The 13,965-nt window shown below is 48.0% G+C and carries 7 protein-coding genes and 2 pseudogenes; 4 read left to right on the plus strand and 5 right to left on the minus strand.

Annotation, left to right across the window (positions count from 1 at the left end; genetic code table 11):
- The first annotated feature begins 113 nt into the window (after positions 1-113).
- From DXA15_RS11025 to DXA15_RS11040, 4 genes and pseudogenes are all read left to right on the plus strand, one after another.
- Positions 114-1,828, plus strand: a pseudogene (locus tag DXA15_RS11025) (RagB/SusD family nutrient uptake outer membrane protein).
- A gap of 81 nt (positions 1,829-1,909) precedes the next feature.
- Positions 1,910-4,150, plus strand: a complete 2,241-nt coding sequence (locus tag DXA15_RS11030) for a glycoside hydrolase family 3 N-terminal domain-containing protein (RefSeq protein WP_128134047.1) — start codon at positions 1,910-1,912, stop codon at positions 4,148-4,150.
- A gap of 5 nt (positions 4,151-4,155) precedes the next feature.
- Entirely contained in the window at positions 4,156-5,421 is a 1,266-nt protein-coding gene (locus tag DXA15_RS11035) for a glycoside hydrolase family 5 protein (RefSeq protein ID WP_128134048.1), read from the plus strand.
- A gap of 4 nt (positions 5,422-5,425) precedes the next feature.
- Complete coding sequence (locus tag DXA15_RS11040) at positions 5,426-7,663, plus strand: glycoside hydrolase family 3 C-terminal domain-containing protein (protein ID WP_128134049.1); 2,238 nt, start codon at positions 5,426-5,428, stop codon at positions 7,661-7,663.
- Between the two features lie 37 nt (positions 7,664-7,700).
- On the opposite strand, the gene DXA15_RS11045 is transcribed toward DXA15_RS11040, so the two are convergent.
- The 5 genes and pseudogenes from DXA15_RS11045 to DXA15_RS11065 all read right to left on the minus strand — a co-directional run bounded on the left by DXA15_RS11045 (position 7,701) and on the right by DXA15_RS11065 (position 13,960).
- The gene (locus DXA15_RS11045) at positions 7,701-8,108 is read right to left on the minus strand and encodes a HEPN domain-containing protein (protein WP_046145928.1); all 408 of its coding nucleotides are present in this window, start codon (positions 8,106-8,108) and stop codon (positions 7,701-7,703) included.
- Positions 8,105-8,419 (minus strand): nucleotidyltransferase domain-containing protein, encoded by a 315-nt coding sequence (locus DXA15_RS11050; RefSeq protein ID WP_046145927.1) that lies wholly within the window; start codon positions 8,417-8,419, stop codon positions 8,105-8,107. The genes DXA15_RS11045 and DXA15_RS11050 overlap by 4 nt, the downstream gene beginning before the upstream one ends.
- Positions 8,420-8,553: 134 nt before the next feature.
- A pseudogene (locus DXA15_RS11055) lies at positions 8,554-11,030 on the minus strand (PQQ-binding-like beta-propeller repeat protein).
- A 40-nt stretch (positions 11,031-11,070) separates the two neighbouring features.
- A complete protein-coding gene (locus DXA15_RS11060) occupies positions 11,071-12,012 on the minus strand; it encodes an endonuclease/exonuclease/phosphatase family protein (protein WP_009860352.1) in 942 nt (313 codons plus the stop codon).
- 160 nt (positions 12,013-12,172) lie between these two features.
- Positions 12,173-13,960, minus strand: coding sequence for a RagB/SusD family nutrient uptake outer membrane protein (locus DXA15_RS11065; protein WP_009860353.1), 1,788 nt, complete (start codon positions 13,958-13,960; stop codon positions 12,173-12,175).
- Positions 13,961-13,965 lie beyond the last annotated feature (5 nt).

Below are 13,965 nucleotides of genomic sequence, written 5' to 3' on the forward strand. Positions count from 1 at the left end.
TTGCTCCTCAGCAGAGCCTACTTCCTCTTAACATCCTGATACAAAGATAAATTATAAAAGTTAATTAATAATGAATTATCCAACTTTGTTTGGATTTTAAATGGAAAATCGATATGAAAAAGAATAAACTATATACTTTCGCCGCTGCCATACTACTTGCATCAGGACTTGTTTCGTGCGGCGACAGTTTCTTAACCGAAGAACCGGCAAGCAGTGTGCCCATCAAAGGGTATTATACTGACAATGCCAAAATGATAGAAGCCATGGCAGCCGCTTACGACCCGATGCAGTGGTTCGATTACTATAACGGCTGGTTCCCTCTGAACCTCGCCTGGGATGCTGCAAGCGATGATATTTACCCGGGTGGTAGCGACACGTCCGACCAGGGTTATCTTCACGAAATCTCCTGGTATGGCTGTAGCCCTACCAATGACATAAAAGGAGCATGGACCGTTGCCTACTCCGGCATCAACCGCTCCATCCGCTTAATGGACAATGCTGAAGAGGCAAACATCTCCGAAGCAGATAAAAAGTCTTACAACGCAGAAGGACGGGTATTGCGCGACTGGTATTACCTGGTATTGTGGAAAACCTGGGGGAATGTTCCATTTTATACGGAGAACCTGACTTTCCCGTATATCGCAGAGCAGTTGAAAGCAGACGAAGTATACAATAACATGGTAACCGACCTGGAAGAGGTGCTGGATTCCAAAATTCTTCCGATGAAACGTGAACTAACATGGGCCGGACGAATGACTCAGGCAGCCGCTGCCATGATCTATGCCGATTATGTCATGTATCAGAAAGACGAAAGCCGTTACTCCAAAGCATTGGGTTATGTAAAAGAGGTTATCGCTTCGGGACAATATAAACTGGTTACGGACTACGACGACCTGTTCACTTATGCTACGGAATGGTCCGATGAAATCATCCTCGATATCAACTACATCTCAGCCGGTGGTAAACGCGGCTGGGGCGATGCTGGGGCCTGTGGGGGTACTGTCATCCCTGCTATGATTGGTGTGGATGGTTTGACTTACGTCGGCGGTCAGGAAACGGGACATGGCCCATATACCGAATTTGAAGGTGGCTGGGGTTTCTGTGTGATTACCCAGGATGCATATGAAGCCTTCGAACCGGGAGATATCCGTCGGGATGTAGCAGTCCTGAACCTGGATACGTACCAGGAGGAAATGATGAACAGGGGAATCGCCGTGAATTATACGGGACGTTACCAGAACACCGGTTATTTCCTGCGCAAATATCTGGGCCGTCCGGGCGGTAAGGCCGACCAGGCTGGCGATGCGGACCTGAACTGGGAAAACAACTTCCACCTGTATCGTTATGCAGAAACTCTGCTGGTTGCAGCAGAACTGGCATGGCGCACCAATCGGGAGAAGCACAAGGTTATTTCGACCAGATACGCGAACGTGCCGGTCTGAGTCCCAAAGCAATTTCCGAAGAAGCCATCATGCAGGAACGCCGGGTAGAATTACTGGGTGAAGGAAAACGTTATTTCGACCTGATTCGTTTCGGTAAAGCCGCTGAAGTCCTGAAACCGGGTGGCGGTGCTATTTATGTGACAAAGGATGCCCATCGTTTTGTCTGTACGGATGGTACCGTTACGCAGGACAAGCCGAAAGGCGAAGTTAAAACCAATGCAGACGGAAAACCTCTCAATCTGGTTATCAACGGCGAACTGAAATGGACTGGGAAAGGAGCTGCTATTCCGCAGCGTCCGCAGTGGACCGAGAACAAAAAGTATCTTCCGATTCCCCAGATTGAAATTGAATCATCTCATGGAGCTACTGTTCAGAATCCATATTAATTGATTATTAAATAGGGGATATCCAAAGAATGAAATAAGCTGTTTCATCCCGGAGGATATCCCTGTTTATCTTACTATGCCATGAAAATAAAACGATTATCTGTCTACCTGCTGCTTTTGCCATTCTTATCATGCGCAGAACCCCAGGGAACCCAAGAAGGAGATATTGAAAGCCGGGTGAATGCCTTGTTAGGGCAAATGACCTTGCAGGAAAAGATTGGCCAGATGAACCAGTTAAGTCCTTTCGGCGGCCTGGAAGAAATGGCCGGGTTAATCCGGGAAGGGAATGTCGGTTCGCTGTTGAACCTGACCGACCCGGAGCTGGTAAACAAAGCGCAAAGAATTGCAGTGGAAGAATCCCGCCTGGGTATTCCCCTGCTTATGTCGCGCGACGTCATCCACGGTTATAAAACCATCTTCCCCATCCCGTTGGGACAGGCGGCGACTTTCAACCCGCAACTGGTGGAAGACGGTGCCCGTGTGGCGGCTGTCGAAGCGTCGGCCGACGGCATCCGCTGGACCTTTGCCCCGATGATCGATATATCGCGCGACCCACGGTGGGGACGCATCGCCGAGAGCTGCGGTGAAGACCCGTATCTGAGCTCCGTGATGGGGGTAGCCATGGTGAAAGGTTTCCAAGGCGATTCCCTGAACAATCCGACGGCTGTTGCTGCCTGTGCCAAACACTTTGTTGGCTACGGTGCATCGGAAGGAGGACGCGATTACAATTCCACCTTTATTCCCGAACGCCAGCTGCGCAACGTCTATTTTCCTCCGTTCGAAGCGGCTGCCAAAGCCGGATGCGCCACGTTCATGACTTCTTTCAATGATAACGACGGAATTCCCTCGACAGGGAACAGTTTCATCCTGAAAGATGTGCTGCGCGGCGAATGGAATTACGACGGACTGGTGGTAACAGACTGGGCATCCTCGGCCGAAATGATTTCCCACGGTTTCTGCAAAGACGAGAAAGAGGCAGCCATGAAGTCCGTGAATGCCGGCATCGACATGGAAATGGTAAGCGGCACGTTTATCCGTAACCTGGAAGAACTTGTCAAGGAGAAGAAAGTATCGGAAGCAGCGATTGATGAAGCAGTCCGTAACATCCTCCGTCTTAAATTCCGCCTGGGACTGTTTGATAATCCATATACAGACACAGACCAACAAGTAAAATATGCGCCCGCCCACCTGGCAAAAGCCAAAGAGGCGGCAGAACAATCGGTTATCTTATTAAAGAACGACCGCGAAACCTTACCTTTTACCGATAAGATACGTACCCTTGCCATAATAGGCCCGTTGGCCGATGCCGCCCACGACCAGATGGGAACCTGGGTATTCGACGGAGAAAAAGCACATACGCAAACGGTTCTGACCGCTTTGAAAGAGATGTATGGCGATAAAGTACGAATCATCTACGAACCCGGATTAGGTTATAGCCGCGACAAGCATACAGCCGGCATCGCCAAAGCCGTGAATGCCGCTATGCGTGCCGATGCCGTACTGGTATGCGCCGGAGAAGAATCTATCCTCTCAGGCGAAGCGCACTCGTTAGCCGACCTGCATTTGCAGGGAGCGCAAAGCGAACTGATAGCCGCCCTGGCAAAGACAGGGAAACCGCTTGTGACGGTGGTTATGGCAGGCCGTCCGCTGACAATCGGACAGGAAGTCGAACAGTCCGACGCCGTTCTCTACGCTTTCCATCCGGGAACAATGGGCGGATCGGCCCTTGCCGACCTGCTCTTCGGAAAAGCGGTACCAAGCGGAAAAACACCCGTTACCTTCCCGAAGATGGTAGGTCAGATACCTGTCTACTATGCACATAACAATACGGGCCGCCCCGCCTCCCGCCAGGAAACATTGATAGACGATATCCCGCAGGAAGCCGGACAGACCTCCCTGGGCTGTACATCCTTCTATATAGATGCCGGTTTCGACCCTTTATTCCCGTTCGGTTACGGATTGTCTTACACCACCTTCGGCTATGACAACCTGCAATTGGCAACGAATCAGTTGGCTGTCGACGGAACACTGGAAATCAGCTTCGACCTGACAAACACCGGTAAGTATGAAGGCACGGAAGTCGTGCAACTGTACGTACAGGACAAAGCCGGCTCCATCACCCGTCCGGTCAAAGAGCTAAAAGGCTTCCGGCGGATTCCTCTGAAGCAGGGTGAGACAAAGACAGTCTCTTTCTCACTCCCCGTCGAAGAACTGGCCTTCTGGAACATCGACCGGCAAAGAGTAGTCGAACCGGGCGAATTTAACCTCTGGGTCGGCCCTAACAGCGCCGAAGGATTACAAACAACATTCACAGTAAAATAACAGACATGAAAAAGAATATCTATTTAATGCTCATGCTCCTGCTGGTATCCGTTACCGGATGCCGGCAGCACACCGGCACTACAGATGCGGATACGGCCGACCTGCCGCCGGAAGCATTCATGCGTATCTCCGGCACCGACCTGATTACCTCCAAAGGGCAGAAGTTCTTTATCAAAGGGACGAACCTTGGCAACTGGCTGAACCCGGAAGGGTATATGTTTGGCTTCAACAAGACAAATTCGCCGGGACGCATCAACCAGATGCTCTGCGAACTGGTCGGTCCCGACTTCACCGCTGAATTCTGGAAAGCGTTCAAAGATAACTATATTACCCGCGACGATATACGGTTCATTGCGGCGACCGGTACTAATACCATCCGTCTTCCCTTCCATTATAAACTCTTCACCGACGAGGATTATATGGGATTGACGGCCAATCAGGACGGTTTCGCCCGCATAGACAGTGTAGTCGGTTGGTGCCGCGAAACAGGTCTCTACCTGATTCTCGATATGCACGACGCTCCGGGCGGACAGACCGGTGACAACATCGACGACAGCTACGGGTATCCCTGGCTATTCGAGAGCGAAGCCAGCCAGCAGCTATTCTGCAACATCTGGAAAAAGATTGCAGCCTATTACAAGAACGAGCCGGTTATCCTCGGTTACGAACTGGCAAATGAGCCTATCGCGCCCTATTTCAGCAATATGGAAGAGTTGAACGGCAAGCTGGAATCGTTGTATAAACGAGCCACAGCCGCCATCCGCGAGGCAGACACCAACCATATCATCCTGCTGGGCGGCGCGCAGTGGAACGGTAACTTCAGCCCATTCACCGACTCCACCTTCGACGATAAAATCATGTACACCTGCCATCGTTACGGAGGCAACGCCTCCAAAGCAGCCATCCAGGAGATTATCGACTTCCGCGACCGGGTAAACCTCCCCATGTATATGGGCGAAATCGGACATAACACAGAAGCCTGGCAGAACGCTTTCTGCCATGTGATGGAAGAGAACAATATCGGCTGGACGTTCTGGCCGTACAAGAAAATCGACAAATCCTCCTTTGCCGGCATCAAAGCACCGGCCGGCTGGGACGCTGTCGTTGCCTTCTCCGAAGCTCCCCGGGGTACATACCAGGAAATCCGTGATGCCCGGCCGGACCAGGAAACAGCCAAAGCAGCTTTAACGGAGTTTATCGAGAACAGCCGTATACAGCAATGCGTCATACAAAACGAATATATCCGCTCACTAGGTTTAAAGACACAATAACAATATGAAACTGATTAAATACATCGCTTGCTGTCTGTTGTTGCTGCCCGGTTTCGGGCAGGCACAGCAGGAAGTCCCCACTTATCTGGACAGTAGCAAACCCATTGAAGAACGTGTGGAAGATGCCCTGTCGCGCCTCACGCTGGAAGAAAAGGTAGCACTGACACATGCCCAGTCCAAGTTTTGTTCGCCGGGCGTCGCACGCCTGGGCATTCCTGAATTCTGGATGACCGACGGTCCCCACGGCATTCGTCCCGAAGTCTTATGGGATGAATGGGAGCAGGCGGGATGGACCAACGACTCCTGCGTAGCCTTCCCGGCTCTGACCTGCCTGGCTGCCAGCTGGGACCCGGAAATAGCCAGGTTATATGGCAAAAGCATCGGTGAAGAAGCCCGCTATCGGAATAAAACGGTCTTGCTGGGCCCCGGTGTAAACATCTACCGTTCGCCACTGAACGGACGCAATTTCGAATATATGGGCGAAGACCCTTATCTGGCCGGAAAGATGGTAGTTCCCTATGTGCAAGGCGTCCAGCAGAACGGCGTGGCTGCCTGTGTGAAACATTATGCACTCAACAACCAGGAAGTAAACCGCCATACGACCAACGTCATCGTAGACAACCGTGCCCTCTACGAAATCTACCTCCCCGCCTTCAAAGCAGCCGTCCAGGAAGGAAATGCCTGGGCCATCATGGGTTCCTACAACCTGTACAAGAATCAGCACGGTTGCCATAACCAGTACCTCCTGAACGACATACTGAAAGGCGAATGGGGTTTCGACGGTGTTGTCGTCTCTGACTGGGGAGGCGTTCATAACACGCAGGAAGCCATCACCAACGGACTCGATATGGAGTTCGGAAGCTGGACCAACGGATTGTCCAACGGAGCCAGCAACGCTTACGACAATTATTATCTGGCAGATCCTTACCTGAAACTGATTCGTGAAGGCAAAGTCGGAACAAAAGAACTGGACGACAAGGTAAGACGCATCCTGCGCCTCGCCTACCGCACTACGATGAATAGAAACCGTCCGTACGGCTCGCTCTGCTCGGAAGCCCATTTTGCCGCAGCCCGCCGTATCGGTGAAGAGGGCATCGTGTTGTTGCAGAACCGGAATAACCTGCTCCCTATCGACCTGAACCGGGCAAAAAGAATAGCCGTCATCGGCGAGAATGCCATCAAGATGATGACTGTAGGCGGCGGTTCTTCTTCCCTGAAAGTAAAATACGAACTCTCCCCGCTGGACGGCATCCGGAAACGGGTGGGCGACCAGGCGGAAGTCATTTATGCACGTGGTTATGTAGGCGACCCGAGCGGTGAATACAATGGTGTGAAATCCGGTCAGGACCTGGAGGACAGCCGTTCGCCGGAAGAATTGATAGCCGAAGCCGTTGCCGTTGCCAAAGAGGCCGATTACGTCATCTTTATCGGCGGCCTGAATAAGAGCGCGCATCAGGACTGCGAGGATGCAGACCGTAAGGAACTCGGTCTGTCTTACGGCCAGGATAAGGTAATAACCGCCCTGGCAAAGGCTAACAAGAACCTGATTGTAGTAAATATCTCAGGCAATGCCATCGCCATGCCGTGGGTGAAAGAAGTCCCCGCCATCGTGCAGGCATGGTATCTGGGGTCGGAAGCAGGCAGTGCCATTGCTTCGGTATTGACGGGCGATGTCAATCCGTCCGGCAAGTTGCCGTTCACTTTCCCCGCTTCTTTGCAGGATGTAGGTGCGCATAAGCTGGGCGAATATCCGGGTACTCCCCGCAACTACGGCAGCCCTATCGTGGATCAGAAGTACAACGAAGGAATCTTCGTCGGCTATCGCTGGGCGGACAAGGAAAAGACAAAACCGCTGTTCTCCTTCGGTCATGGCCTGAGCTATACTACTTTTGCCTATGGGAAGGCCATAGCCGACAAGAAAGTGATGGGACAGGATGAAACGCTTACCATTACCCTACCTGTCACCAATACTGGCAGTCGTGAAGGATCGGAAGTAATACAGCTATATATCAGTGATTTGAAATCATCCCTGCCCCGTCCTGTAAAGGAACTGAAAGGCTTCAGCAAGGTAAAACTGGCTCCGGGAGAGACCCGGGAGGTAACCTTCACCATTGGAAAAGAGGCGTTGAGTTTCTTCGATGACGCCCGCCATGAATGGGTAGCCGAACCGGGTAAGTTCGAAGCATGGATCGGCGCTTCCTCAACAGATATTCGCAATAAAGTAGCATTTAAATTGAAATAAATTCCCCCAAACTTTCCCTAAGAGATGCTTATCCGACTTAAGGTTTGGTAAGTATCTCTTTTACAGAATCTATGAACAGGCTGGCCTGTGGGTATAATTCTTCGACCATGCTTTGGTCGCAATAGACAAAGTCATCATAGTCACCACTCTGCCTCTTTTCAAAGAGAGTAGAGAAAGTCTTGCCTATTTTTAATGACAGCTTTCCTGTAGAAATAAAATGCAACCCAAGCATTGTTTTCACACCATTATGAGTCTGAGTCTGAATATCATATTTCAGTAATAAAGCTACAGCTGCATAATAACATGCATAATACATACGGTTAACGGCTGCATTATAAAATGATTCCCGTATCATGACCTCTGCCTCTTTCAACGTCTCATAAGCCCGTTGAAGCCTGTAAGCTATCAAAGCTTTCCGGCTTTCTTCATCCAATATTTCTTTCATAATACAATCCCTTCATTTATAATGTTGACATAAAAAGGAGTTTTGAAAGGACGGTTATCCCATAACTTTTTTAAAACGATCATTGGACTGATAGAGACGCCTGTTCGTAACTCCAACTCATAGAGAGGAAGCGTTATTTCTTCTTCCTGTGCCAGTGTCATTGTATCACCGTCAACCAGAATAAGAAGATCGATATCGCTGTCGGGACGGGCATCACCCCGTGCTTCCGAACCATACAAGATAGTCTTTGCACCGGGAGCAATACGACGTATAGTCTCTTTTATTAACTCTACAACTTCAGAACGTTTCATATCTCAATGGTTTCTTTAATACAGTTATAATCAGTAATAATGCAAAGATATAGAATCCTCCAGTCATATACAAACAAAAGGTGCGCCTCCGTTTTGGAAACGCACCTCTCTATTCAAAGCTTAGTATCAAGCTTTTATTCGGCGGCAACAAACGTATACACGTTTCCTCCGAAATCGACCGCTATCAACGTATTCCCCGAAACGGCTACCGAACCGAATACCGGAGCGCCTGTCGCATGCTTCCAGGCAAACCTTCCGGTCTCCTTATTCACGCCATAGATAGTACCGTCGGAAGCTCCTACATAAACCGTATTGCCTGATAAGACAGGACTTGTCTCGATAGTTGCAGATACTTTACGGGAGTAAGGGGAAGTATATACCAATGCATCTCCGGTATTAAACTTCCATTTAATCTCTAGCGTCTCGCTATCCAATGCGACCAAACCGTCTTTTGCGGAGCCGAAGATGATCTCCTTATCTGTCAGTAACGGTGTTGAGGTTACATCGACACTGAAAGGCAGTTCCTTGCGAACAATCACACGGCCTGTATTGGCATCGAGGATAAAGAAAGACTTGTCGGAGATAAGGTAGAGCAGGTCACCATGAACGGCTGCCGATGCGCCGCGGTTACGCAGACCGTTAGTGTCGGCTGTCCATTTCAACTCACCGGTCTTCAGGTCGTTGCCGTAGAGGGCACGCCATTGGGAAGAGGCGATCAGCATATTCTTTCCTACGGAGAAGGTGGTGGTGGTGCCTTCGCCCTGCCCCCAGTCTTTATTGCGCCAGATCTCACGTCCGTCTTTAGTGTCGATGGCACAAAGACCTTTGCCTGTCCCGGCATACACAACACCGTCGGAGGCAACCAGACCTTCGATCAAAGAAGGCAGGCCGGCTACCGGCAGTTGTTTCTCCCAGCTTAATTTACCGCTTTGGGCATCTACGGCATACAGATATCCCTGGGCGTCTTGTGCCAACACACGACCATTGTCAATGGCGATAGTGTTTTTGATGGAATTACGTGTCTGGTATTTCCAAAGCAACTCGCCCGTTTGTCCGTTCAGGGCATAAATATGAGCATCACCTTGCAGGTTCTCATCGACAGAGGCAACATAAATCATACCGTTGTAAACCAATGGGGAAGTCATATAGATATTGGCTCCAATATTCTTCACCCAGGCCATTTCGAGAGGCGGGTTTACGCTCGAAGAAGCAGTCGCAACATGCTCGGGAGTTCCTAACAGGTTATTCCAGTCGGCTGACAAATCCGGTTTTACATTTGTTGGCTGGTAGGTGAATACCGTTTCGGTTTCCGCCACTTCGCCATTGTTGAAGAGTGCTCTTACTTTCAGGGTAGCCATCTTCCCACGTTGAGCAGCCGTAAAGGGTACTTCGGAGTTCCAGCACCAGTCCGTAGCCTGGCTCAACTTACGATTGCTGACAAATGTCTTTCCATCTATCTGACAAGAATAAGAAACCTCTTTCACGGGAGAGACTGACGAATAGACATTCACTGTCACAGGCACAGCACCCGAAGCCAATACCGGAACTTGTCCTTCGGCCGGAGTAGAGATTTGGATACTTTTATCAAGATAAGTGTAACGCAATTCAGAGGTGAAATCACCTTTCTTGTCCACGTGCAGCACGCGAAAAGCGCTGGTAGAATGGTCGATACCTCCCTTGTCCAGGGTAGCAGTAGAGACAGAGTAGACGTTACCCTGTTTCTTTATGTAATTGATATGCCAGTGACCGTATACCCAGGCTTTCAGGTTATGGTCATTCAAGTTAATTTGTTCCTGGTCGTTGATACCGAAGATAAACTGGTCGCCGTAAGTCAGCAAGTCATGATTGAATACGACGATGGGCTTGCCTTGCGGGATTTGCGCCAGGTCGTTCTTCAGCCAGCGATAGACATCTTCCTTCGTATAGCCCGGCTGATAATCGCCGCCCGCCATCGGAGTCACAATATAATGCACGCTACCGGCATCAAATGAATAAAAGACCGGACCGTAGATGCTTTCGAACAGTTCCTCACCGTATTTTCCTTTTACCAGTCGTGATTGCCGACACAGTAGAAGATAGGGCAGTTCATATTGGCCGTATTCATCAATTTGATATGGGCTTTCAGACCGTTCTCATAACAGATATCGCCGGTATGGATAATAAAGGCGGCCTCCTCGTTGGAGGTATAATCGCGTACGTTGGATACCCAGTCACCATGATTGTCGGTGTTGAATATCTCCGTATCGGCGATATGCACATATTTATGACTGCCGTCGGATTTTATACCTCCGCTATAGGGTTGCAGCCCGAAATCGTACGAAATTTGGTCGCCATCAATACGGTGATAATGCTTATTGTTTGTTTTATAGCCGGAAGGGGTGGTGATAAAGATGAAGCGTTCCCGTTCGTGGCCGGGTAGGGTGAAAGAGCCGTCGCCAGCCGTCTTTACGACGTTCAGACCGTCAGAAACGAGAACACCTGCCATAGCTTTCTCGCCTTTATCAAATACTCCATTGTTGTTTTTATCGACAAAGACATGCCCAGTGTAGGCTGCATTGGCAAAAGAAGCGATGCCGCTCAGCAGGGCGATGCTCAAGATTGTTTTCTTCATGTTATTAATGTGTTTATTTAGAATATTAGTAGTAAGTTTTCTATTTTCTAATCGTAAAGGTTGTCAACACAAACCCGTGATCAGAAGCATAAAAGAAGTCTTCCCCTTTGAAAGAAAATGTTTCACCCAGAATATTGTCATAGCATTGGGACTCTACTGCCTGTATCGTCTTTCCTTGGTAATAAATGAAGTCGATACGATCCTGGCGATTGACTGTTTCCAGCGAATCGGCATCCGTCAGCCAGGTCGTCCCGATATTCTTCACCGGGTCGGGATTAATCTCACGGAAGCTATCCTTGAAGTTAGCAGCCTGCATTTCTTTGGAGACAGTCCAGTTCACGACGGCACCACCGTGATTATACATATCTTTGGTCGCCTCTGTCCAGTCCAGATGCGAGTGGCTGTTGAAATCGCCGCCCATGACGATAGGGATACTATCTGATTCGGCAATCATTGGTTTCAAAGCCCCGAGTATCTTTCGGATTTCTTCATCGCGTGTTCCGGCATCATCCCAAGCCAATATTTCTTCTTCTGATTTATCGGTCGGAACAAGGCGCATATCCGGCAAATAGTGAATCCAAGTATCGAACAGACGGACAGGAGTCCCGTCCATATCAATCTCTACACCTCCGAAATTGAAGGTATCTATCACATCCGGAAATGTATATTTCTTTATGATCGGATAACGGCTGAAGATACAAAGATTACTGGATATCAAATAATAATCATAACCGAGCGAATCAGCAATCATAGGAGCGGCTCCATATGTTTCCACCATCAAGATGACATCAGCCTGACTTTTTTTCAGGATACCGATCGTCCCATCACAGGCTTGCTGTCCATAAGCTTTGGAATGCCCTGCATGCCAAACGTTCCAGGCAAGGACAGTGAGTTGTTGTTCTTTTTTCTGTTCAGAGCAAGAAATAAAAACACTCAAAACAAGTACTACCAAGGTAATACTAACAAAACTTTGTGTTTTCATGTATATAATTTATCAATATTAAATGTAATTCAACCGCAAAGATAGAAAGATAAAAATGATTCAAAAATATATCCCAAAAGTTCACACCTAAAATAAAAGATGTAACTTTTGAGATATATAATATTCATTTCCTACTCAAAGAGTAAAAAAGCGCTCCCGACTATTTAGTCCAAAATTTATTCTGAATTAAGTTTTTGTTCAGTACGATATCTTTTGTTGATATCGGACTATAATAATACTTCGGTTCAATAAAATTCCATTTATTAACCTGAGAAATCAAACGAATATATCCTTTATCTCCACCAGTCAGTTCAAATGTATTTCCTGCCAAAATCTCTATATTCAATTTATATTTTTCCTTATCTGCCTGTGGAATAGCATCGGCATCTGCCTGTGTTGCCACAACTGCATAATCAGGTTGTCCGTCACCGGTCAAGTCAATATAGCCTAATTCACCGATATACATACCCTCCGGAGCTTTTTCCATTAACTTACCAGCACCCCAACGCATTAAATCCGCATAACGGAATCCTTCGCAAGCCAATTCAATACGTCTTTCACGTCTAACTTCCAAAATTGCACCTTTTTGTGCAGAAGTAACATTCGGATAACGATTAGCCTGAACCGGGTCGACATTTGCCATCCAATCTGCCAAAGTAGCCCGAGGCACACCGGCACGATCTCTAATTAAATTGATACTCAAATCAATATCCTCCTGAGTTAATTCTCCTAACTCAGCTTTCGCTTCTGCATACATCAATAAGACCTCTGCATACCGGATCAATGGCAAGTCTGTATAGGCTTTACCCCATTCTGTCTGATCGAATGTCAGCGGAGAATATTTCACCTGCGGATAACCACCGATCGTTATTTTCTGGCGATGAGGTTCTGTTTCACCCGGACGCATAAAACCAGGCATCATGAAAGTTTGTCCCAGGCGGGGATCTCTGTTTTCAAAGATCTCAAGAAATGTTTTCTTATCATAACCAGGCACATCCTGAAATCTTTTTGTCTTACCATCTTCAATTACATAATAATCTTCCATTAAGTCGCGTGACAAGCCGGTTGTCCAATCAAACCGGGCACCGGCACCATGCTTACGTCCTAATTCATTACTGTAATCTTCAAAAATGATCATCTCCTTATTAGAAGAAAGATCCTGACTATTAAACAAAGCCTCATATGCGCCTTCACCGGTAGACAACTCATAATTACCTGTATTCATAATCGCTTTACAAGCATCAGCAGCCACTTTAAAGAAACGATCAGCATCATTCAGTCCTAATTCCGAATGATATTTGCGCCAACAACCTTCTGACAAGGCGATACGTGCCTGCATAGCCAATGCACCACTTCTATACCAACGTGTTCGTGCACCACTTTCATCCTTCATATGAGTTACAGCGAAATCCAGATCGGCCATGATGGAATCAACAACCAACGCACGCGGATCCTGCGGTTTAAATAATTCTTCCGTATCCGTAGTCTGCAAATCACGACTATACCAAGGTACATCCGAATAAGACAATACTTTATCATAATATAACTTTGCTCTGAACATACGAGCCAAGCCGATATAGTGATTAATTTCCGCCATATCACCTTCTGCTTTATCTGCTCTTGCCAGCATAAAATTGACATTGCGAATACTACCCCATCCCCATACACTTGCATTATCAGGATTCAGCTCTCCTCTCATCTTAGAATAGATACTTGCCTCCTCTACATATATCACATTATCGGATGCGACATCCCAATAATCGGAAGTAACATATCCGTACATATTATTTGTATAGATTTCCAAATCACCAGCCGACTTGAAAAAACCTTCTTCCGTAATGGAAGTCTCGGAATATTTGTCCATAAACGAATCGTTACATCCGCTTAACCCTAAAATGCCAACGAATCCTATCGCAGCTATTTTCATAATATTTTTATTAATAGTCATAACTT

Origin of the sequence: Parabacteroides sp. AM58-2XD (assembly GCF_003463685.1) — a bacterium.
Classification (GTDB): domain Bacteria; phylum Bacteroidota; class Bacteroidia; order Bacteroidales; family Tannerellaceae; genus Parabacteroides; species Parabacteroides segnis.

Excerpts from the sequence above, each read along its gene's own strand:
- DXA15_RS11030 (WP_128134047.1), top strand. The coding sequence starts at position 1,910 with ATGAAAATAAAACGATTATCTGTCTACCTGCTGCTTTTGCCATTCTTA.
- DXA15_RS11035 (WP_128134048.1), top strand. The coding sequence starts at position 4,156 with ATGAAAAAGAATATCTATTTAATGCTCATGCTCCTGCTGGTATCCGTT.
- DXA15_RS11040 (WP_128134049.1), top strand. The coding sequence starts at position 5,426 with ATGAAACTGATTAAATACATCGCTTGCTGTCTGTTGTTGCTGCCCGGT.
- DXA15_RS11045 (WP_046145928.1), bottom strand. The coding sequence starts at position 8,108 with ATGAAAGAAATATTGGATGAAGAAAGCCGGAAAGCTTTGATAGCTTAC.
- DXA15_RS11050 (WP_046145927.1), bottom strand. The coding sequence starts at position 8,419 with ATGAAACGTTCTGAAGTTGTAGAGTTAATAAAAGAGACTATACGTCGT.
- DXA15_RS11060 (WP_009860352.1), bottom strand. The coding sequence starts at position 12,012 with ATGAAAACACAAAGTTTTGTTAGTATTACCTTGGTAGTACTTGTTTTG.
- DXA15_RS11065 (WP_009860353.1), bottom strand. The coding sequence starts at position 13,960 with ATGACTATTAATAAAAATATTATGAAAATAGCTGCGATAGGATTCGTT.